Annotated in this window: 13 protein-coding genes; 10 read left to right on the plus strand and 3 right to left on the minus strand. The window is 57.0% G+C overall.

Annotation, left to right across the window (positions count from 1 at the left end; genetic code table 11):
* Positions 1–174: 174 nt before the first annotated feature.
* A complete protein-coding gene (locus tag DG357_RS15155; RefSeq protein ID WP_088204818.1) occupies positions 175–3,504 on the plus strand; it encodes a diguanylate cyclase in 3,330 nt (1,109 codons plus the stop codon).
* Here DG357_RS15155 and alkA read toward each other — a convergent pair.
* A complete protein-coding gene (alkA, locus tag DG357_RS15160) occupies positions 3,469–4,341 on the minus strand; it encodes a DNA-3-methyladenine glycosylase 2 (protein WP_088204817.1) in 873 nt (290 codons plus the stop codon). The two genes, DG357_RS15155 and alkA, sit on opposite strands and share 36 nt — an antisense overlap.
* Before the next feature lie 130 nt (positions 4,342–4,471).
* Here alkA and yegD point away from each other — a divergent pair, with 130 nt between their 5' ends.
* The 7 genes from yegD (at position 4,472) to baeR (ending at position 16,921) form a co-directional block, all read left to right on the plus strand.
* Entirely contained in the window at positions 4,472–5,824 is a 1,353-nt protein-coding gene (yegD, locus tag DG357_RS15165) for a molecular chaperone (RefSeq protein ID WP_088204816.1), read from the plus strand.
* 159 nt (positions 5,825–5,983) lie between these two features.
* Positions 5,984–7,186, plus strand: a complete 1,203-nt coding sequence (locus DG357_RS15170) for an MdtA/MuxA family multidrug efflux RND transporter periplasmic adaptor subunit (RefSeq protein WP_041909096.1) — start codon at positions 5,984–5,986, stop codon at positions 7,184–7,186.
* Complete coding sequence (locus tag DG357_RS15175) at positions 7,186–10,308, plus strand: MdtB/MuxB family multidrug efflux RND transporter permease subunit (RefSeq protein WP_088204815.1); 3,123 nt, start codon at positions 7,186–7,188, stop codon at positions 10,306–10,308. The genes DG357_RS15170 and DG357_RS15175 overlap by 1 nt, the downstream gene beginning before the upstream one ends.
* Positions 10,309–13,386, plus strand: coding sequence for a multidrug efflux RND transporter permease subunit MdtC (mdtC, locus tag DG357_RS15180; protein WP_088204814.1), 3,078 nt, complete (start codon positions 10,309–10,311; stop codon positions 13,384–13,386).
* A complete protein-coding gene (gene mdtD / locus DG357_RS15185; RefSeq protein ID WP_088204813.1) occupies positions 13,387–14,802 on the plus strand; it encodes an MFS transporter in 1,416 nt (471 codons plus the stop codon). It begins immediately after the preceding gene.
* Complete coding sequence (baeS, locus tag DG357_RS15190) at positions 14,799–16,202, plus strand: envelope stress sensor histidine kinase BaeS (protein WP_028013813.1); 1,404 nt, start codon at positions 14,799–14,801, stop codon at positions 16,200–16,202. Before mdtD ends, baeS begins: the two co-directional genes overlap by 4 nt.
* Positions 16,199–16,921: an envelope stress response regulator BaeR gene (gene baeR / locus DG357_RS15195; protein ID WP_047367938.1), complete on the plus strand. Its 723-nt coding sequence runs from the start codon at positions 16,199–16,201 to the stop codon at positions 16,919–16,921. Before baeS ends, baeR begins: the two co-directional genes overlap by 4 nt.
* A 125-nt stretch (positions 16,922–17,046) precedes the next feature.
* On the opposite strand, the gene DG357_RS15200 is transcribed toward baeR, so the two are convergent.
* Positions 17,047–19,062 (minus strand): hypothetical protein, encoded by a 2,016-nt coding sequence (locus tag DG357_RS15200; protein ID WP_088204812.1) that lies wholly within the window; start codon positions 19,060–19,062, stop codon positions 17,047–17,049.
* Between the two features lie 374 nt (positions 19,063–19,436).
* Between DG357_RS15200 and trhP the strand changes: the two genes are divergently transcribed.
* Together trhP and yegS are read left to right on the plus strand one after the other, a co-directional pair.
* Positions 19,437–20,798: a prephenate-dependent tRNA uridine(34) hydroxylase TrhP gene (gene trhP / locus DG357_RS15205; protein ID WP_008500866.1), complete on the plus strand. Its 1,362-nt coding sequence runs from the start codon at positions 19,437–19,439 to the stop codon at positions 20,796–20,798.
* A 248-nt stretch (positions 20,799–21,046) separates the two neighbouring features.
* Positions 21,047–21,946: a lipid kinase YegS gene (gene yegS, locus DG357_RS15210; RefSeq protein WP_088204811.1), complete on the plus strand. Its 900-nt coding sequence runs from the start codon at positions 21,047–21,049 to the stop codon at positions 21,944–21,946.
* Positions 21,947–22,014: 68 nt separating this feature from the next.
* Here yegS and fbaB read toward each other — a convergent pair whose 3' ends face one another.
* On the minus strand, positions 22,015–23,067 hold the full coding sequence (fbaB, locus tag DG357_RS15215; RefSeq protein WP_008500869.1) for a class I fructose-bisphosphate aldolase: 1,053 nt from the start codon (positions 23,065–23,067) through the stop codon (positions 22,015–22,017).
* Positions 23,068–23,220 lie beyond the last annotated feature (153 nt).

Genomic DNA, 23,220 nt, shown 5'->3' on the forward strand with positions numbered 1-23,220 from the left:
TTCAGCGTTTAACAGGAATTTTTTAGCGAGTAACTATTTAATAAGTCTATGATGTCAAATTATGAGCAGTCGCCATATGAATTGTAAATTGTTTGTACTAGCATAAACCAAATTATCAAATTCACTCGTGCGTACTTCTCTCCTGACGGCATGGCGTCTCTGGATAAAGCGGTAATGAATAAACAATACCAGCGGGTTTTGGTTACCACCCCACATCCTTTATTACGACTTGTCTGTCTGGGCCTGGTCACCTTTATCTTTACCTTATTTTCGCTGGAGCTTACCCGCTTCGGTACCCTGCTGGCGCCACTCTGGTTTCCTACCGCCATTATGATGGTGGCGTTTTACCGCCATGCAGGAAAAATGTGGCCCGGGATAGCCCTGGCCTGTTCATTTGGCAATATTCTGGCCTCGTGGATGCTGTTCTCCTGGGCGTCGATAACCCCCACCTACACCGCAATAAACGTTATTGAGGCCCTCATCGGTGCCGTGTTACTGCGCAAGCTGCTTCCGTGGTACAACCCGCTGCAAAATTTAAACGACTGGATCCGCCTGGCAATAGGCAGCGCGCTGGTGCCGCCGCTGGTGGGCGGTATTCTGATGACGCTTCTGATCCCCGGCCCTGAACCGCTGCGTAATTTCATCGTCTGGGTGCTATCTGAATCCATTGGCGCGCTGGCGCTGGTGCCGCTGGGGCTGCTGTTTAAATCCCATTACCTGCTCCGCCACCGTGACCCGAGATTGCTGCTGGAAACCCTGGTTACCATGGCCGTAACGCTGGCCCTCAGCTGGGCATCCATCACCTGGCTGCCGTGGCCCTTTACCTGCGTGATTGTCCTGCTGATGTGGAGCGCCGTACGCTTGCCGCGGATGGAAGCGTTCATGGTGTTTCTGGTTACCGTGATGGTCGTTTCACTGATGATTGCCCATAACCCTTCGGCGCTGACCACCCAACATGCCGGGCCGATGATGAACGCGCCGTGGCTGCCGTTCCTGATGCTCCTCCTCCCCGCTAACGTGATGACCATGGTGATGTATGCTTTCCGTGCCGAACGCAAACACATCACCGAGAGCGAAGAGCGCTTTCGTAATGCGATGGAGTATTCCGCTATCGGTATGGCGTTAGTCAGCATGGAGGGCCAGTGGCTTCAGGCCAACAAGGCGCTGTGCAATTTCCTCGGTTACAGCCAGACCGAGCTACAGTCGCTCACCTTCCAGCAGCTCACCTGGCCGGAAGATTTGCATACCGACCTGGAACAGCTGGAGCAGCTGGTCAACGGCGAGATCAACACCTACACCCTTGAAAAGCGCTATTACACGCGCAACGGAGAGGTCGTCTGGGCGCTTCTGGCCGTCTCCGTCGTGCGCCATGCCGATGGCTCGCCGCTCTATTTCATCGCCCAGATTGAAGACATTAACGATCTGAAGCAGACCGAGTGGGTCAATAAACGGCTGATGGAGCGCATTACGCTGGCCAACGAAGCGGGCGGCATCGGCATCTGGGAGTGGGATCTGGAGCCAGACATCATCAGCTGGGATAAGCGGATGTTTGAGCTGTATGAAATTCCGCCGCACATTAAGCCCACCTGGCAGCTCTGGCACGAAAGAATATTGCCGGAGGATCGCGCCCATGCGGAGCAGGTGCTGCGGGATTCACTGGTTTCTCGTCTGCCGTTTAAGCTTGAATTCCGTATCCGCGTGAAGGAAGGCGTGCGCCATATACGATCCCTGGCAAACCGGGTGCTGAATAAAGAGGGTGAAGTCGAACGTTTGCTCGGCATCAATATGGACATGACCGAGGTGAAGGAGCTTAACGAAGCGCTGTTTCAGGAAAAAGAGCGTCTGCACATCACGCTCGACTCCATCGGCGAAGCGGTGCTCTGTACCGATATCGACATGAACGTCACCTTTATGAACCCGGTCGCCGAGAAGATGAGCGGCTGGCTGCAGACCGAGGCCATCGGCCAGCCGATCCTGAAGGTGTTACACATCACCTTTGGGGAACGGGGCCAGCTGATGGAGAATATTCACAGCGGCGATATGTCACGCTCCGATATCGACCAGGATGTAGTGCTGAACTGCCGCACCGGCGGATCGTTTGATATCCACTACAGCATTACGCCACTCAGTACCCTTGATGGGCACAGTATTGGCTCGGTGATCGTTATTCAGGACGTCACCGAGTCGCGCAAAATGCTGCGTCAGCTAAGCTACAGCGCGTCGCACGATGCCCTCACCCACCTGGCAAATCGGGTCAGCTTCGAAAACCATCTCAAACGGCTTCTGCAAACCGTTCGCGAGACGCGTCAGCGTCATGCGCTGGTCTTTATCGATCTGGACCGCTTCAAAGCCGTCAATGATAGCGCAGGCCATGCGGCGGGAGATGCCCTGCTGCGGGAACTCTCTTCCATGATGCTAACCATGCTTCGCTCCAGCGACGTGCTGGCGCGCCTGGGCGGTGACGAGTTTGGGCTGCTGCTGCCGGACTGCAATATTGAGAGCGCGCGCTATATCACCGGTCGTTTGATCCATACCATCAATGACTATCACTTTATGTGGGAAGGTCGCCTGCACCGGATTGGCGCCAGCGCAGGGATCACGCTGATTGATGAGCATAATAACCAGGCGTCAGAAGTGATGTCGCAGGCGGATATTGCCTGTTATGCCTCGAAAAACAGCGGTCGCGGCATCGTGACGGTGTACGAACCGCAGCAGGAGCGGGATCGGAGCGCGCGCAGCATGATGTCGCTGGACGAACAGTGGCATATGATCAAAGACAATCATCTGATGATGATAGCCCGCAGCGTCGCCTCCCCGCGCATACCGGAAAGCTGTAACTTCTGGCTGATTTCGCTACGCCTGTGGACCAGCCAGGGTGAAGTCCAGGAGGAGCACGCCTTCCGTTCTGGTCTGGCGGAGCCCGAACTGCTGCACGCCCTCGACAGACGTATCTTTGGTGAGTTTTTCCGCACCTATGCCGCACAGGTCGCCCGTAAAGGGATGGGGGTAGCACTGCCGCTTTCTGCCGCCGGTTTAGCCAGCGTAACGCTGGTCGATGAACTCCTCGACCTGCTCGATAACAGCCCCATGCCGGGCCGTCTGCTGCATCTGGTTATCGCGAGCGACGTGGTGTGTAATCCGGATGAGAATCTGCAGCGAGGGCTGCAAAAGCTTCGCCAGGCGGGCTGCCGGGTGATCTTCAGCCAGATAAGGCGCGACATGAACGTCTTCAGCCACCTGAGCCCGAACATGGCCGATTATCTGATGCTGGACGCCGAGGTGGTGAGCAACGTGTATGGTAATCTGATGGATGAGATGATGGTGACCATCGTTCAGGGCCACGCCCAGCGTCTGGGGATGAAAACCATCGCGGGCCCCTGCAACCAGCCCATCATGATGGATACGCTTTCCGGCATCGGCATTGATTTTATCTATGGCGACACCATCGCCGAGCCGCAGCCGCTGGATCTACTGCTCAACACCAGTTATTTCGCCATCAACTGACGGCGTCCAGCCGTCGGTATACCAGATGTGCAGCAGCGCGTAGGAGCGCCACGGCTGCCAGCGCTCGGCGTAACGACGGATCTGCGCGGGAGTCATCCCGGCGAAGCGTTGCTTAATCAGATAATCATCCGGCAGGAACACATCTTTCGCCTGCCAGCCTCTCAGGGCCAGGTAATTTGCCGTCCAGCGCCCGATGCCCGGCCGCTGCTGTAGCGCCTTCATGCTCGCCTCAACGTCCTCGGGCGGCGTCAACGGAAACGTCCCGTCAACAACCGACTGCGCCAGATGAATCAGCGCCTCCGCGCGTTTTACCGGCATCCCGAGCGCCTTGAGCGCCAGCGGATCGGCAGCGGCCAGCGCTTGCGGGGAGGGAAAGCAGACATAACCCGGTGCATCCTTCACCGGCTCACCGCACAGGGCGACAACGCGGGAAGCCAGCTTCGCCGCCATCGCCACGCTGACCAACTGCCCGAGAATGGCCCGTACGCCCTGCTCGTACGCATCCATCGCCCCCGGCAGACGCAAGCCGGGGCGGGCAGCGCCGAGATCCCCCAGCGTATCCGCGATGTGCTGCGGGTTACAGGCGAGATCGAACAGGCGCGCGATGCGTTCAAGACACGTCTGCGCAACCGGAACCAACCCCGGGCTGAGCGTCACAATCAGCGTGTGGGTAGCGATATCCGGCGTCACGCGAAATATCCCCTGATGGCCGTCGCAGGCAAAGCTGCGCTCGTAGTAGTCGCTCGTGACGGTTTCAATGCCCGTCACCGCACGCGCGCCGAGAAAGCCAAACATCCACTGCCAGTCGTAAGGGGGTTGCCACGTCAGGGTATACATCGCTGCTCCTTTTTTATTTTTATCAGCATAAACGGAAAGACCTTGTTTTGCCTTGCTTTCATATTCCTGTTGTCGCGATGCAGACATTTCGTTAAAGTCTCGCCCCTTCTCACCGGCATGGGGATTAATCGTGTTTATTGGATTTGACTACGGTACGGCAAACTGCTCGGTTGCGATCATGCAAAACGGCCAACCGCAGCTTCTGAAAATGGAAAAAGAGAGCACGCTGCTGCCATCAATGCTCTGCGCGCCGACGCGCGAAGCGGTGAGCGAGTGGCTGTTCCGCCACCATCAGGTTCCGGCTACCGCGGCGGAGACCCAGGCGCTGCTGCGTCGGGCGGTCAGCTTTAACCGCGAGGAAGACATCGACGTTACCCCTTCAAGCGTGCAGTTTGGCCTCTCCTCGCTCGGGCATTACATTGAAGACCCGGAAGAGGTCTACTTCGTTAAATCGCCAAAGTCCTTCCTCGGCGCGAGCGGCCTGAAGCCGCAGCAGGTGGCGATGTTTGAAGATCTGGTGTGCGCCATGATGCTGCATATCCGCAATCAGGCGCAGTCGCAGGTGCCGGATACTATCACCCAGGCGGTGATTGGCCGCCCGATCAACTTCCAGGGGCTGGGCGGTGACGAAGCCAACCAGCAGGCGCAGGGGATCCTTGAACGTGCGGCGCACCGGGCGGGATTCCGCGACGTGGTGTTTCAGTACGAGCCGGTTGCGGCGGGGCTGGATTTTGAAGCCACGCTGACGGAAGAGAAGCGCGTGCTGGTCGTCGACATCGGGGGCGGTACAACGGACTGCTCGCTGCTGCTGATGGGACCGCAGTGGCATCACCGTCGTGACCGCGAAAACAGCCTGCTCGGGCACAGCGGCTGCCGCGTAGGCGGCAACGATCTGGATATCGCCCTGGCCTTTAAGAGCCTGATGCCGCTGCTGGGCATGGGCGGGCAAACGGAGAAAGGCATTGCCCTGCCGATCCTGCCGTGGTGGAACGCGATTGCCATCAACGACGTTCCGGCGCAGAGTGATTTTTACAGCACCGCGAACGGGCGCTTCCTCAACGATCTGGTGCGCGACGCGCAGGATGCCGAGAAGGTCGCCCTGCTGTATAAAGTGTGGCGTCAGCGCCTGAGCTACCGCGTGGTGCGAACTGCGGAGGAGTGCAAAATCGCCCTTTCCGACCGTCCTGAACATGCGGTCTCCTTGCCGTTTATCAGCGAGGATCTGGCCACGGCGATTTCACAGGAGGGGCTGGAAACGGCGCTTGCTCAGCCGCTGCAGCGCATTCTGGAGCAGGTCCAGCTGGCGCTGGAGAACGGCAAAGAGAAGCCGGATGTGATCTACCTGACCGGCGGTAGCGCCCGTTCGCCGTTGATCAAGAAAGCGCTGGCGGAACAACTGCCGGGCATTCCGATTGCCGGTGGGGATGACTTTGGCTCCGTTACCGCAGGGCTGGCGCGCTGGGCGCAGGTGATGTTTAACTAATGCGGTTGTGCCGGGTGGCGGCTTCGCCTTACCCGGCTAAAACGATCGCCACACTCAGACCATTCCTGACAGTCTTCCATATTTCCTCCATTTTTCCGCTGTGTTAGCTGACTAAACTAGTATCATTCCCCGAAGTATTCAGGATGAGAACGTATAACGATGAAAGGCAGTAACAAATCCCGCTGGGCAATCGCCGCTGGCATCATTGTGGTGGTCCTTGCCGCCGCCTGGTACTGGCACAGTCAATCTGCGAACTCCGCCGCTCCCGCTGGCGCCAGCAGCCAGGCCCAGCGCCCGGCTGGCGGCGGCCGTCACGGCATGCGCGGCGGCGCGCTGGCACCGGTTCAGGCGGCGACGGCGGTGAGCAAAGCCGTTCCGCGTTATCTGACAGGACTCGGAACCATTACCGCCGCCAACACCGCCACGGTGCGCAGCCGCGTTGACGGTCAGCTCATCGCAATCCACTTCCAGGAAGGTCAGCAGGTCAAAGCGGGCGATCTGCTGGCGGAAATCGACCCGAGCCAGTTTAAAGTCGCCCTCGCTCAGGCGCAGGGGCAGCTCGCGAAAGACAAAGCCACCCTCGCCAACGCCCGTCGCGATCTGGCGCGCTACCAGCAGCTGGTGAAAACCAACCTTGTTTCTCGTCAGGAGCTGGACACCCAGCAGTCGCTGGTCAGCGAAACGCAGGGCACCATCAAAGCCGACGAGGCCGCCGTCGCCAGCGCGCAGCTGCAGCTGGACTGGAGCCGCATCACCGCGCCGATTGACGGACGCGTGGGCCTGAAGCAGGTCGATATCGGTAACCAGATCTCCAGCGGCGACACCACGGGCATCGTGGTGATCACCCAGACCCACCCGATTGATTTAGTCTTTACCCTGCCGGAAAGCGATATCGCAACCGTCATGCAGGCGCAAAAAGCCGGCAAAGGCCTGGTGGTGGAAGCCTGGGACCGCACCAACAAGCAGAAGCTGAGCGAGGGTTCCCTGCTCAGTCTGGACAACCAGATCGATACCACCACCGGCACCATCAAGCTGAAGGCGCGCTTTAACAACCAGGACGATGCCCTCTTCCCGAACCAGTTCGTCAACGCGCGAATGCTGGTCGCTACCGAAGAGAACGCGGTAGTGATCCCCACCGCAGCGCTGCAGATGGGTAACGAAGGAAGCTTTGTCTGGGTGCTGAACAGCGACAATAAAGTGAGCAAGCATCTGGTGAAAACCGGGATTCAGGACAGCCAGACGGTGGTCATCAGCGCCGGGCTCTCCGCCGGCGACCGCGTGGTCACCGACGGCATCGACCGTCTCACCGAAGGCGCGAAAGTTGAGGTGGTTGAACCTGCAAAACAGGGAGCGACCTCCTGATGCAGGTTATGCCCCCGAGCTCTACAGGTGGGCCGTCACGCCTGTTTATCCTCCGCCCTGTCGCCACCACGCTGTTGATGGTGGCGATCCTGCTGGCCGGGATCATTGGCTACCGCTTCCTGCCCGTGTCGGCGCTGCCGGAGGTGGATTATCCAACGATTCAGGTTGTCACTCTCTATCCTGGCGCCAGCCCGGACGTGGTGACGTCCGCCATTACCGCCCCGCTGGAGCGCCAGTTTGGCCAGATGTCCGGATTAAAACAGATGTCCTCCCAGAGTTCCGGCGGGGCATCCGTCGTGACGCTGCAGTTCCAGCTAACGCTGTCGCTGGACGTCGCCGAGCAGGAAGTGCAGGCCGCCATCAACGCCGCCACCAACCTGCTGCCGTCGGACCTGCCTAACCCGCCGGTCTACAGCAAGGTGAACCCGGCGGATCCGCCGATCATGACGCTGGCCGTCACCTCCTCCGCCATGCCGATGACCCAGGTCGAAGACATGGTCGAAACCCGCGTGGCGCAGAAGATTTCTCAGGTCTCCGGCGTCGGCCTCGTCACGCTGGCGGGCGGCCAGCGCCCGGCCGTGCGCGTGAAGCTTAACGCACAGGCGATTGCCGCGCTGGGGCTGACCAGCGAAACCATCCGCACCGCCATCAGCAGTGCCAACGTCAACTCGGCAAAAGGCTCGCTGGACGGCCCGACCCGAGCGGTCACCCTCTCGGCAAACGACCAGATGCAGTCCGCCGATGAATACCGTCAGCTGATTGTGGCCTACCAGAACGGCGCGCCGATCCGCCTGGGCGACGTCGCCACCGTGGAACAAGGCGCGGAAAACAGCTGGCTCGGCGCGTGGGCGAACAAGCAGCAGGCGATCGTGATGAACGTGCAGCGCCAGCCGGGCGCCAACATCATCGAAACCGCCGACAGCATCCGCACCATGCTGCCACAGCTGATTGAAAGCCTGCCGAAATCGGTCAGCGTAAAAGTCCTTTCCGACCGCACCACCAACATTCGTGCGTCGGTCACCGATACCCAGTTCGAGCTGATGCTGGCGATTGCGCTGGTGGTAATGATCATTTACCTGTTCCTGCGCAACGTTCCGGCAACCATTATCCCCGCCGTCGCCGTGCCGCTCTCGCTGGTCGGGACCTTTGCGGTGATGGTGTTCCTCGACTTTTCGATTAACAACCTGACGCTGATGGCGCTGACCATCGCCACCGGGTTCGTGGTGGATGACGCCATCGTCGTTATCGAGAACATCTCGCGCTATATCGAGAAAGGTGAAAAGCCGCTGGCCGCCGCGCTGAAGGGCGCAGGGGAAATCGGCTTTACCATTATCTCGCTGACCTTCTCGCTGATTGCGGTGCTGATCCCGCTACTGTTTATGGGCGACATCGTCGGGCGGCTGTTCCGCGAGTTTGCCGTGACGCTGGCGGTCGCCATTCTGATCTCTGCCGTGGTGTCGCTGACCCTGACGCCGATGATGTGCGCCCGCATGCTAAGCCACGAGTCCCTGCGCAAGCAAAACCGCTTCTCCCGCGCCTCCGAGCGGATGTTCGAGCGAATTATTGCCGCCTACGGTCGCGTGCTGGCGAAAGTGCTGAACCATCCGTGGGCAACGCTTGGCGTGGCGCTGGGCACGCTGGCGCTCAGCGTAATGCTGTGGATTTTTATTCCGAAAGGTTTCTTCCCCATCCAGGATAACGGCATTATTCAGGGCACGCTTCAGGCTCCGCAGTCGGTCTCCTTCGCGAACATGGCGCAGCGCCAGCAGCAGGTGTCTGAGATCATCATGAAAGACCCGGCGGTGGAGAGCCTGACGTCCTACGTGGGGGTGGATGGCACCAATCCGTCGCTCAACAGCGCGCGTCTGCAGATCAACCTCAAGCCACTGGATGAGCGCGACGACCGCGTGAACGCCGTCATCGAGCGCCTGCAAAGCGCCGTGGCCCGCGTGCCGGGCGTTGAGCTTTACCTGCAGCCGATTCAGGATCTGACCATTGATACCCAGGTCAGCCGCACGCAGTATCAGTTCACGCTCCAGGCTACGTCGCTTGACGCCCTCAGCACCTGGGTGCCGCAGCTGGTTGAAAAACTTAACACCCTGCCGCAGCTCGCCGACGTCAGCAGCGACTGGCAGGACAAGGGGCTGGCGGCCTACGTCAACGTTAACCGCGACACCGCCAGCCGTCTGGGCATCACCATGTCGGACGTGGACAACGCCCTGTACAACGCCTTCGGTCAGCGCCTGATCTCCACCATCTACACTCAGGCGAACCAGTACCGCGTGGTGCTGGAGCACAACACCGAGCACACCCCCGGCCTGGCCGCGCTGGACTCGGTGCGCCTGACCAGCAAAGACGGCGGCATTGTGCCGCTGAGCGCCATCGCCACGGTGGAGGAGCGCTATACCCCGCTGTCGATTAACCACCTGGATCAGTTCCCGTCCACCACCATTTCCTTCAACGTGCCGGACGGTTACTCGCTGGGCGAGGCGGTGGAAGCCATCCAGGCTGCTGAAAAAGCGCTCAGCTTCCCGTCCGACATTCAGACCCAGTTCCAGGGCAGCACGCTGGCGTTCCAGGCCGCGCTGGGCAACACCGTCTGGCTAATCGTCGCGGCGGTCGTGGCGATGTACATCGTGCTTGGCGTGCTGTACGAAAGCTTTATCCACCCGATCACCATCCTCTCTACCCTGCCAACGGCGGGCGTGGGGGCGCTGCTGGCATTGATGCTGGCGGGCAGCGAGCTGGACGTTATTGCCATCATCGGCATCATCCTGCTTATCGGGATCGTGAAGAAAAACGCCATCATGATGATCGACTTTGCGCTGGCCGCCGAGCGCGAGCAGGGCATGTCGCCGCGCGATGCCATCTTCCAGGCCTGCCTGCTGCGTTTCCGCCCGATCCTGATGACCACGCTGGCCGCCCTGCTGGGGGCGCTGCCGCTGATGCTCAGCACCGGCGTCGGCGCAGAGCTGCGCCGCCCGCTGGGTATCGGTATGGTCGGGGGCCTGCTGGTGAGTCAGGTGCTGACGCTCTTCACCACGCCGGTGATCTATCTGCTGTTTGACCGCCTGGCGCTGTGGACCAAAAGCCGTTTCCCGAAACGTGAAGAGGAGGCGTAAGTGAAGTTTTTCGCCCTCTTCATTTACCGTCCGGTGGCGACGATTTTACTCTCCGTCGCCATTACCCTGTGCGGCGTGCTGGGCTTCCGGCTGCTGCCAGTAGCCCCCCTGCCGCAGGTGGATTTCCCGGTGATCATGGTCAGCGCCTCGCTGCCGGGTGCGTCACCGGAGACCATGGCCTCGTCCGTTGCCACGCCGCTGGAGCGTTCTCTTGGGCGGATTGCGGGGGTCAACGAGATGACCTCCAGCAGCTCGCTGGGCAGCACGCGCATCATTCTGGAATTCAGCTTCGACCGGGATATTAACGGTGCCGCCCGTGACGTGCAGGCGGCCATCAACGCCGCGCAAAGCCTTCTGCCGAGCGGGATGCCGAGCCGTCCGACCTACCGCAAGGCCAATCCGTCCGACGCGCCAATCATGATCCTGACGCTGACCTCGGACACCTATTCTCAGGGGCAGCTCTACGACTTTGCGTCGACCCAGCTGGCGCAGACGATCTCACAAATCAACGGCGTGGGTGACGTGAGCGTTGGCGGCAGTTCCCTGCCCGCCGTGCGCGTGGGCCTCAACCCGCAGGCGCTGTTCAACCAGGGCGTGTCGCTGGACGACGTGCGCTCCGCCATTAGCAGCGCCAACGTGCGTAAACCGCAGGGGGCGATTGAGGACGGCAGCCACCGCTGGCAGATCCAGACCAACGACGAGCTAAAAACCGCCGCGGAATACCAGCCGCTAATTATTCACTACAACAACGGCGCGGCGGTACGCCTGAGCGACGTCGCCAGCGTCACCGACTCGGTGCAGGACGTGCGCAACGCCGGGATGACCAACGCTAAACCGGCGATCCTGCTGATGATCCGCAAGCTGCCGGAGGCGAACATTATTGAGACGGTGAACAGCATTCGCGCCCGCCTCCCGGAGCTGCAGGAGACCATCCCGGCAGCAATCGATCTGCAGATTGCCCAGGATCGCTCCCCGACCATCCGCGCCTCGCTTGAAGAGGTGGAGCAAACGCTGATTATCTCCGTCGCGCTGGTGATCCTGGTGGTGTTCCTGTTCCTGCGCTCCGGCCGCGCGACGCTGATCCCGGCGGTGGCCGTGCCGGTGTCGCTGATTGGGACCTTTGCCGCCATGTACCTGTGCGGCTTTAGCCTTAACAACCTGTCGCTGATGGCGCTGACGATTGCGACGGGCTTCGTGGTGGATGACGCCATCGTGGTGCTGGAGAACATTTCCCGCCACCTTGAAGCGGGCTTGAAACCGCTGCAGGCCGCGCTGCAGGGCACGCGCGAGGTGGGCTTTACGGTACTTTCCATGAGCCTGTCGCTGGTGGCGGTATTCCTGCCACTGCTGCTGATGGGCGGGCTGCCGGGCAGGCTGCTGCGGGAGTTTGCCGTCACGCTCTCGGTCGCCATCGGGATTTCGCTGGTGATTTCCCTGACGCTGACGCCGATGATGTGCGGCTGGATGCTCAAGCGCAGCAAGCCTCACTCGCAGCCGCGCCGCAAAGGCTTTGGTCGTTTTCTGATGGCGATGCAGGAAGGCTACGGCAAATCGCTGAAGTGGGTGCTGAACCATACGCGGCTGGTCGGCCTGGTGCTGATCGCCACCATTGGGCTCAACGTCTGGATGTACATCACCATCCCGAAAACCTTCTTCCCGGAGCAGGACACCGGCGTGCTGATGGGCGGCATCCAGGCGGACCAGAGCATTTCATTCCAGGCGATGCGCGGCAAGCTGCAGGACTTTATGAAGATCATTCGTGAGGATCCGGCTGTAGACAACGTCACTGGCTTTACCGGCGGCTCGCGCGTTAACAGCGGGATGATGTTCATTACCCTTAAGCCGCGCGGCGAGCGCAACGAAACGGCGCAGCAGGTGATTGACCGCCTGCGTGTGAAGCTCGCCAAAGAGCCGGGCGCAAACCTGTTTTTGATGGCCGTTCAGGATATCCGCGTCGGCGGGCGGCAGGCGAACGCCAGCTACCAGTACACGTTGCTCTCGGATGATTTAGCCGCCCTGCGCGAGTGGGAGCCGAAGATCCGTAAGGCGCTGGCCGCCCTGCCGGAGCTGGCGGACGTGAACTCCGATCAGCAGGACAACGGCGCGGAGATGGCGCTCACCTACGACCGCGAAACCATGTCGCGGCTGGGCATCAACGTTGAAGCCGCCAACAGCCTGCTAAATAACGCCTTCGGCCAGCGCGAGATCTCCACCATCTATCAGCCGATGAACCAGTATAAGGTGGTGATGGAGGTCGACCCTCGCTACACCCAGGACATCAGCGCGCTGGACAAAATGTTTGTGATCAACAGCGACGGCAAGGCGATACCGCTCTCCTACTTTGCCAGCTGGCGACCAGCCAACGCGCCGCTGTCGGTGAACCATCAGGGGCTGTCGGCGGCGTCGACCATCTCCTTTAACCTGCCCGCCGGTTCGTCGCTTTCCGAGGCCAGCGACGCGATCAACCGCGCGATGACGCAGCTTGGCGTGCCGTCCACCGTGCGCGGCAGCTTTGCCGGGACCGCGCAGGTGTTCCAGGAGACGATGAATTCGCAGGTGATTTTGATCCTGGCGGCCATTGCCACGGTCTATATTGTGCTGGGCGTACTGTATGAGAGCTACGTTCATCCGCTGACCATCCTCTCGACGCTGCCGTCGGCGGGCGTGGGAGCGCTGCTGGCGCTGGAGCTGTTTGGCGCGCCATTCAGCCTGATCGCGCTTATCGGGATTATGCTGCTGATCGGCATCGTGAAGAAAAACGCCATCATGATGGTGGACTTCGCGCTGGACGCCCAGCGCAACGGCAACCTCTCGCCGGAGGAGGCGATCTTCCAGGCCTGCCTGCTGCGTTTTCGTCCGATCATGATGACCACCCTGGCGGCGCTGTTTGGCGCGCTGCCGCTGGTTATCTCGGGCGGCGACGGCTCAGAGCTGCGCCAGCCGCTGGGGATCACCATCGTCGGCGGCCTGGTGATGAGCCAACTGCTGACGCTGTACACCACGCCGGTGGTCTATCTGTTCTTCGACCGCCTGCGGCTGCGCTTTTCGCGTAAAAACAGAGAAACGGTAAACGGGTAAATGACTGAGCTTCCCAGCAACGTTCGCTGGCAATTGTGGATAGTCGCCTTCGGCTTCTTTATGCAGTCGCTGGATACGACCATCGTCAACACCGCCCTCCCCTCCATGGCGAAAAGCCTGGGAGAGAGCCCGCTGCATATGCACATGGTGATTGTCTCCTACGTGCTGACGGTGGCCGTGATGCTGCCTGCCAGCGGCTGGCTGGCGGACAAAGTGGGCGTGCGGAATATCTTCTTTACCGCCATCGTGCTGTTTACCGCTGGCTCGCTGTTTTGCGCCCAGGCCAGCACCCTAGACCAACTGGTGACGGCGCGCGTGCTGCAGGGCGTCGGCGGGGCGATGATGGTGCCCGTCGGGCGGTTAACGGTGATGAAGATTGTGCCACGCGAGCAGTACATGGCGGCGATGACCTTCGTCACGCTGCCCGGCCAGGTAGGGCCGCTGCTGGGCCCGGCGCTCGGCGGGATGCTGGTGGAGTACGCCTCCTGGCACTGGATCTTCTTGATCAATCTGCCGGTGGGCATCATCGGCGCCATCGCCACCCTGACGCTGATGCCGAACTACAAAATGCAGACCCGACGCTTTGATTTCTTCGGCTTTATCCTGCTGGCGGCTGGCATGGCTACGCTCACCCTGGCGCTCGACGGGCAAAAGGGACTGGGGATCTCCGCCCTGACGCTCGGGGTGCTGGTGGTTATCGGCATCACCGCCATTTTGTGGTATCTGTGGCATGCTCGCGGGAATGACCAGGCCCTGTTCAGCCTGAACTTATTTAAAAACCCCACCTACCGCCTTGGCCTGTTCGGCAGCTTCGCCGGACGTATCGGCAGCGGCATGCTGCCGTTTATGACGCCCGTGTTTCTGCAAATTGGCATGGGGTTTTCGCCGTTTCACGCGGGCCTGATGATGATCCCGATGGTGCTCGGCAGCATGGGGATGAAGCGCATCGTGGTGCAGGTGGTGAACCGCTTTGGCTACCGTCACGTGCTGGTGGCCGCCACACTGGGGCTGTCGCTGGTGAGCCTGCTGTTTATGACCGTGGCGCTGATGGGCTGGTACTACGTCCTGCCGCTGGTGCTGTTCTGCCAGGGGATGATCAACTCCATGCGCTTCTCGTCGATGAATACCCTGACGCTGAAAGACCTGCCGGACGATCTGGCGAGCAGCGGCAACAGCCTGCTGTCGATGATCATGCAGCTCTCCATGAGCGTGGGCGTGACTATCGCGGGGTTACTGCTCGGCATGTACGGCCAGCACCACCTCAGCGTCGACACGCCAGTGGCGCATCAGGTCTTTTTGTATACCTATCTCAGCATGGCGGTGATTATCGCCCTGCCCGCCGTCATCTTTGCCCGCGTGCCGGATGATACCAGCAAGAACGTCGTGATTAGGCGCGGCAAAAGGAGTGGCTCATGAAATTCTGGCGTCCGGGTATTACCGGCAAGCTCTTCGTGGCGATCTTCGCCACCTGTATCGTCCTGCTGATCACTATGCACTGGGCGGTGCGGATCAGCTTTGAGCGCGGTTTTATTGATTACATTAAGCATGGCAATGAACAGCGTTTACAGGGCTTAAGCGATGCGCTGAGTGAACAGTACGCCCAGCACGGCAACTGGCGTTTTCTGCGCAACAATGACCGCTTTATTTTCCAGATCCTGCGCTCGCTGGAGCACGATGCCGGCGACGATCGGCCTGGCCCGGGCATGCCGCCGCACGGCTGGCGCACCCAGTTCTGGGTAATCGATCAGGATATGCGCACGCTGGTTGGGCCGCGCGCCCCGATACCGCCGGACGGCACCCGCCGGGCGATTAAGGTGAATAACGCGACCGTCGGCTGGGTTATCGCCTCACCGGTGGAGCGCCTGACGCGCAACACCGATATCAACTTTGACCGCCAGCAGCGCCGGACCAGCTGGCTGATCGTCGCTCTCTCCACCCTGCTCGCCGCGCTCGCCACCTTCCCGCTGGCGCGCGGTCTGCTCGCGCCGGTGAAACGGCTGGTGGAAGGCACGCACAAGCTGGCCGCCGGGGATTTCACCACCCGCGTCGACACCCGCAGCCAGGACGAACTGGGCAAGCTGGCGCAGGACTTTAACCAGCTCGCCAGCACGCTTGAGAAAAACCAGCAGATGCGCCGCGACTTTATGGCCGATATTTCCCACGAGCTGCGCACCCCGCTGGCGGTGCTGCGCGGCGAGCTGGAGGCGATTCAGGACGGCGTACGCCAGTTTACGCCCGAATCGGTGGCCTCTCTGCAGGCGGAGGTGGGCACGCTCACCAAGCTGGTGGACGATCTCCACCAGCTCTCTATGTCCGACGAAGGCGCGCTGGCCTACCAGAAGGCGCCCGTTGATGTCATTAACGTACTGGAGGTGGCGAGCGGTGCCTTCCGCGAGCGCTTTGCCAGCCGCAACCTGAAAATCGACCTCTCCCTACCGGACAGCGCGGTGGTGTTTGGCGACAAAGACCGGCTGATGCAGCTGTTCAACAACCTGCTGGAGAACAGCCTGCGCTATACCGACAGCGGCGGCGGGCTGCATATCTCCGGCAGGCAGGACAACGGGCGCTTCGCCCTCACCTTCGCGGATTCCGCCCCCGGCGTGCAGGACGCACAGCTGGAAAAATTGTTCGAGCGCTTTTACCGCACCGAAGGCTCCCGCAACCGCGCCAGCGGCGGTTCCGGCCTGGGGCTGGCGATTTGCGTTAACATCGTCGAGGCGCATAATGGCACCATTCGCGCCGCCCATTCGCCTTTTGGCGGGGTTAGCATTACAGTAGAGTTACCTCTGGAACGGGATTTATCGAGAGAAGTATGACCGAGTTACCGATTGACGAAAACACGCCGCGCATTTTGATCGTCGAAGACGAACCCAAGCTGGGACAGCTGCTGATCGACTATTTACGCGCGGCCAGCTATGCCCCGTCACTGATCAGCCACGGCGACCAGGTGCTGCCGTACGTGCGCCAGACTCCGCCGGATCTTATCCTGCTGGATTTAATGCTGCCTGGCGTTGATGGCCTGACCCTGTGCCGGGAAATTCGTCGCTTCTCCGACGTGCCTATTGTCATGGTCACCGCTAAAATCGAAGAGATTGACCGCCTGCTGGGACTCGAAATCGGCGCGGACGACTACATCTGCAAGCCCTACAGCCCGCGTGAGGTGGTGGCCCGCGTGAAAACCATTCTGCGCCGCTGCAGGCCGAAGCGCGAGCTTCAGATGCTGGACGCCGAAAGCCCGCTGATTGTGGATGAGAGCCGCTTCCAGGCGAGCTGGCGCAGCAAGCTGCTGGACCTCACCCCTGCGGAGTTCCGCCTGCTGAAAACCCTCTCCCACGAGCCGGGAAAAGTCTTCTCCCGCGAACAGCTGTTGAACCACCTGTACGACGATTACCGCGTGGTGACCGATCGCACCATCGACAGCCACATCAAAAACCTGCGCCGCAAGCTGGAGGCGCTGGACGCCGAGCAGTCATTTATTCGCGCGGTGTACGGCGTGGGGTATCGCTGGGAAGCGGATGCGTGCAGGATTGCGTGATTTTGCAATGAGTATCGGTGGAAAACAATCCACACGATACTCATTTCTTAGAGACTTAATACAATAATTTGCTTAAATATTTTTTGGGTATAAATATTCATTAAAATAATATTTTCATATTGAACTTAACGTAATGACTTCAAAATTGTGTTTTGTTCAGTTACCATACTATCATAATCAGTTTCAATTATTTTATTAATAAATACTCTTTCCCTGTCAACTTGAAGCGGGTATACATTAACTTTCTCGTGTTTTTTGAAATCATTTACTTGTATAGGTTCTTCAAAAGATCTAATTATATCCATTGCAGATAAGACCTCCCCTTCCCATTGATTTATTATTGCTCTCGACTCCGACATCTTAAACCTTTCCTCATGTGAAATCATTGTTGCATTTATATACTTTGACTTTATTAATCGACTAAATGAAGATGAATCGGTCACATAAACACCATTAATTTTCCCTGGAATTGAATGGGGGAGATTATTCATAATAACAGGGATTATTTCATAATTATGCAGATCAAAACCAAAGTATTCTTCGAATATTTCCGGATATATCTCAAGACCTTTAACGAGCCTCTTGACTTGATAGGTGGTTTCAAAAAGAAATTTTTTCCTCTGATAGGCTCTAGTAACGGATCCAGAAGATAAATTAGTATTCTTGCATTCTAGAACAAATAACTTATCATCTAATAAAAATACAGCGTCATATTCATATTCTTCTTTATCTCGAGTAAATTTAAATTTTTTAACATTTAAGCCATGATCTTCAAGCGTACTTATTATATCCTTTTCAAATCCATATCCTTTTGCCGTAAGATCTGCTTCTTCAGAGGCGAATTTTGATAGTATGATGTTACTAATTAAAGGGGATGTATAAGCAGGAGTGAATAATACATATGTATTATCCTCAACTTTAATTAATGGCGAGTCATATATATCTCGACTTTTCATACTGAATGTAAGCTTATCAATAAATGTTTTCGCACTACTCTCTGACAAACCTCCAAGACGCAGAATGCCTACAAGAGCACTGTGACTATAATGTATTTTTTTCTTTTTATTTTTGGAAATATAAGTAATAACAGAATATCCCCTAACCCACTCACGGATGGTGAGCCCTAGAACTACAGTATTAACATCATTACTCGAAATTACATCAAAGAGAGAAACCAAGGCAGGTAACTCTTCAAGGATTACCATCCTATGGTCAATTTTTCCAGGCCACTCTGTAATATCTTTAAGTAAATTTTCCTCAAGATTATACTTAGCGACTCCTTCCCAAAAATTCTGGCTAATTTTTCTTGAAAGTCTTTCATTGGAGATCACATCATACCTCTCAAGACTATCAATTGTTCTATCAAAAACTACAACTGATTCAACCCCCTCTCTCTTGTAATCTTCTGGAATATCCTTTGACTCCATCGTTAATAATTGATTATCAAAATAGATACAGCTTTTTGTACATGTGAGAAGTTCATTCCAAATGAGAGCATAGTAAAAAACAGGGATTGCTTTTTTTATATCCTCTTCAACCATTACAATATTTTCCGGCAAGACAATTACGTCCCCTTTGCAGAGTTTATTCTCATAGGAAAACATTTTTAACGTAAGAGTCAAATAGTTCACTATTTTATCTAATGCTGAATCAGGAGAGAACGACTTTCCTTCATCATTTTTAATATTCCGAGCATTTGTAGTAAGCATTGATTCTTTGAAATCAAAGCTTTGTATATTTTTCTCTATCAAATCCTGGAGAAAATACCCCTCATCCAGAGCATGGCTAATTACGGACCAACATTGTTCCCGTACCGATTTTTTCATGATCTCTAAATTATGTAATCCATCCTTGATGCCATCAAGTAGATTTTCAGAAATTTGACATGTTGTTAATACTTTTTTCGTCAAGTCTATTATTTCCTGACTACTACAATTTTTAATAATTGATTCTAAAAAAACATTTCTTTTCTCTCTTTTATCAAAGTCATGCATTTGGAAATTTTTAAAATTTTTAACATGATACTCAAGAAAGCTATGTAACCCTCCTTCATTTCCAGTCGAGCTTAATGCATTGACTAATCGTTTGGTTTTGTAATTAACGCAATCCTTAGCTAATTCTTTAAAATTTATATTTGACATTGAAAAGGTTCCTTTTAAATTGAATCCACCATATTTAAAACTGTCAGACTTCATAAAAAATGACAGCAAGTAAAAAAACACGCATAAAAGAAACGGCTTATGCGATATTAAAATTAATAACATAAAAAATCAATAAAAGATAAAACCACTGTTATTTTGCATTTAGATAAATTATTTTAAATCGCATTATTGACTTATTAAATATGAAATAAATTTCAACTACCATAAAGAGTAGTAAATTACTTTTTTAAGAGTCCCGCGCTTTACCTCCCTGCCCCGCAGCGCTACAATGCCCGCCCTTAAAGTGGGGGATCTCCCCTTACCGCTGCACCTGGTGCATGCGGATCTGACCTGTCATCAGAACGAGAACAAACATGTTTAAACCGGAACTCCTTTCCCCGGCGGGAACGCTGCAAAATATGCGTTACGCTTTCGCCTATGGCGCCGACGCCGTGTATGCGGGCCAGCCGCGCTACTCGCTGCGCGTGCGTAATAACGAATTCAACCACGAGAACCTGCAGCTCGGCATCAACGAGGCGCATGCTCTGGGTAAAAAATTCTACGTGGTGGTCAACATCGCGCCGCACAACGCCAAGCTGAAAACGTTCATCCGCGACTTGAAGCCGGTGGTGGATATGGGGCCGGACGCGCTGATCATGTCGGACCCGGGTTTAATCATGCTGGTTCGGGAGAACTTCCCGGAGATGGATATTCACCTCTCCGTACAGGCTAACGCCGTCAACTGGGCGACGGTGAAATTCTGGAAGCAGATGGGGCTGACCCGCGTCATCCTGTCTCGCGAGCTTTCGCTGGAAGAGATCGAAGAGATCCGCACTCAGGTGCCGGACATGGAAATTGAAATCTTCGTTCACGGCGCGCTGTGCATGGCCTACTCCGGCCGCTGCCTGCTCTCTGGCTATATCAACAAGCGCGACCCGAACCAGGGCACCTGCACCAACGCCTGCCGCTGGGAATATAACGTCCAGGAAGGCAAAGAGGACGATATCGGCAACATCGTCCACAAGCATGAGCCGATTCCGGTGACGAACGTTGAGCCGACGCTGGGCATCGGCGCGCCAACCGACAGCGTGTTTATGATTGAAGAAGCCAAACGTCCGGGCGAGTACATGACCGCCTTCGAAGACGAGCACGGCACCTACATCATGAACTCGAAAGATCTGCGCGCCATCGCCCACGTTGAGCGCCTGACGCAGATGGGCGTGCACTCCCTGAAGATCGAAGGCCGCACCAAGTCCTATTACTATTGCGCGCGTACCGCACAGGTGTACCGTAAAGCCATCGACGATGCGGCGGCCGGTAAACCGTTCGATACCAGCCTGCTGGAAACGCTGGAAGGCCTGGCGCACCGCGGCTATACCGAAGGTTTCCTGCGCCGTCATACCCACGACGACTACCAGAACTACGAGCACGGCTACTCCGTTTCCGAGCGCCAGCAGTTTGTCGGTGACTTCACCGGCGAGCGCAAAGGCGCGCTGGCGGCCGTGGCGGTGAAAAACAAGTTTACCAAAGGCGACAGCCTGGAGCTGATGACCCCGCAGGGCAACATGAACTTCACGCTGGAGCATCTGGAAAACGGCAAAGGCGAAGCGATTGAGGTCGCGCCGGGCGACGGGCACACCGTCTGGCTGCCGGTTCCGGAAGAGGTGGAGCTGAAGTTCGCACTGCTGATGCGTAACTTCAACGGTGAAAGCACACGTAATCCACACGGCAAATAGTCAATCAGGGAAATTTTTTCGCGCTGGGATAATTCTTAGAATCGGATCACATACCGCTTCGTTCAATACGGGTATTATCCCCCCGCTGAAAAACATAACCCATAAATGCTAGCTGTACCAGGAACCACCTCCTTAGCCTGCGTAATCTCCCTTACGCGGGCTTATTTTTTGCCTTTCATCCTGTTCTTACCCGCTTTTTTCCTCTCTGCTATACACTCTTATTAACGCTAAAAAAGGGAGCAGCGAGGATGGCAACCTATCCAGACAGTTTATTGATTCTCAATGGCAAAAGTGCAGGCAACGATCCGTTGCGTCAGGCGATTATGGGTTTGCGTGACGACGGCGCACGTATCCACGTGCGCGTGACGTGGGAAAAAGGCGACGCGGCACGCTATATCAACGAAGGCTTAGCGTTAGGTATCAGCACCATCATTTCCGGCGGCGGCGATGGCACCATCAATGAGATCGCCTCTGCGCTTATCGACCTGCCACCGGCAGATCGCCCGGTGATGGGCATATTACCGCTCGGCACCGCCAATGATTTTGCCACCAGCGCCGGGATCCCGGAAGATTTAGAGAAGGCGCTTCAGCTGGCGATCCTCGGCAAAGCCACCGCCGTGGATATCGCCCAGGTGAATGACAAAACCTGCTTTATCAATATGGCGACGGGTGGATTCGGCACGCGCATTACCAGCGAAACGCCGGAAAAACTGAAGGCGGCGCTGGGCGGTGTGTCATACCTGATCCACGGATTGATGCGTATGGACACCCTCAAGCCGGACCGATGCGAAATTCGCGGTGAGGATTTTCAGTGGCAGGGCGACGCGCTGGTAATTGGGATTGGCAACGGACGTCAGGCAGGCGGCGGACAGCAGCTCTGCCCGGAGGCGCTGATTAACGATGGTCAGCTACAGCTGCGCATTTTCACCGGCGACGGTCTGCTGCCCGCGCTGTTTACCACGCTGACGCAGCCGGAAGAGAGCCCGAATATCATTGACGGTAAATCGGCGTGGTTCGAGGTGAATGCTCCGCACGGGATGACGTTTAACCTCGACGGAGAGCCTCTAAGCGGGACGCAGTTCCGCATTGAGGTATTACCCGGCGCGCTGGAGTGCAGGCTGCCGCCGGACTGTGTGCTTTTGCGCTGATGTTTCACACGGTGCGCGATGATGCCCTCACCCCAACCCTCTCCCACAGGGAGAGGGAGATGGAGACGTCAGGCAATTGTGACTTTACTGTCCAGATAGACGTCCTGAACCGCATTGATCAGCTTCACACCGTCGGCCATTGATTTCTTGAACGCCTTACGGCCAAGGATCAGCCCCATGCCGCCCGCGCGTTTGTTGATAACTGCCGTACGCACCGCGTCTGACAGGTCGGTATCGCCGCCCGCCGCGCCGCCGGAGTTAATCAGCCCTGCACGACCCATGTAGCAGTTCGCCAGCTGGTAGCGCACCAGGTCGATCGGGTTATCGCTGGTCAGCTTGCTGTAGACGCGATCGTCGGTGTAGCCAAAGTTCACCGCTTTATAGCCACCGTTATTCTCCGCCATTTTCTGCTTCACGATGTCCGCGCCGATGGTGGCCGCCAGATGGTTCGCCTGGCCGGTCAGGTCGGCGGAGACGTGATAATCCACCCCGTCTTTTTTGAACGCCGAGTTACGCAGGTACGCCCACAGCACGGTCACCATGCCCAGCTCGTGCGCGCGCTCAAATGCTGCGGAGATCTCTTCAATCTGACGACGGGACTGTTCAGAGCCGAAGTAAATCGTCGCCCCGACGGCCACCGCCCCCATGTTGAACGCCTGCTCGACGCTGGCGTAGAGGGTCTGGTCATACTCGGTGGGGTAGCTGAGAGTTTCGTTGTGATTCAGCTTCACGAGGAACGGAATGCGGTGGGCATAGCGACGCGAAACCGAAGCCAGCACGCCGTAGGTGGAGGCTACACAGTTACAGCCCGCTTCAATCGCCAGCTCAACAATATTCTTCGGATCGAAGTAGAGCGGGTTCGCCGCGAAAGAGGCGCCCGCCGAGTGCTCAACGCCCTGGTCCACGGGCAGAATAGAGAGATACCCGGTACCGCCGAGTCGCCCGGTGTTGTAGAGGGTCTGCATGTTTCGCAGAACCGCAGGCGGACGGTTGTTATCCACCATCACGCGGTCAACGTAGTCGTGACCAGGCAGATACAACTGGTCGGCTGGAATGGTCATACAACGATGCTGTAAAAGGCTGTCGGCGTCTTTGCCAAGCAACTGCGCAATATCAGTCATGTGATACTCCCGTAAATCCGACGTCGTGTCGGTGTGTGTTTATCCAGTCCCATCTTTTATGGGCAGACTAAGCCTGGTACCGACTTAACAGATTTTCCACCATATGCATTTTTTTTCAGCACAATCTGCTGGCTCGATTCGTGTACAACAAAA

It is taken from the genome of Enterobacter bugandensis (assembly GCF_900324475.1).
Lineage (GTDB): Bacteria > Pseudomonadota > Gammaproteobacteria > Enterobacterales > Enterobacteriaceae > Enterobacter > Enterobacter bugandensis.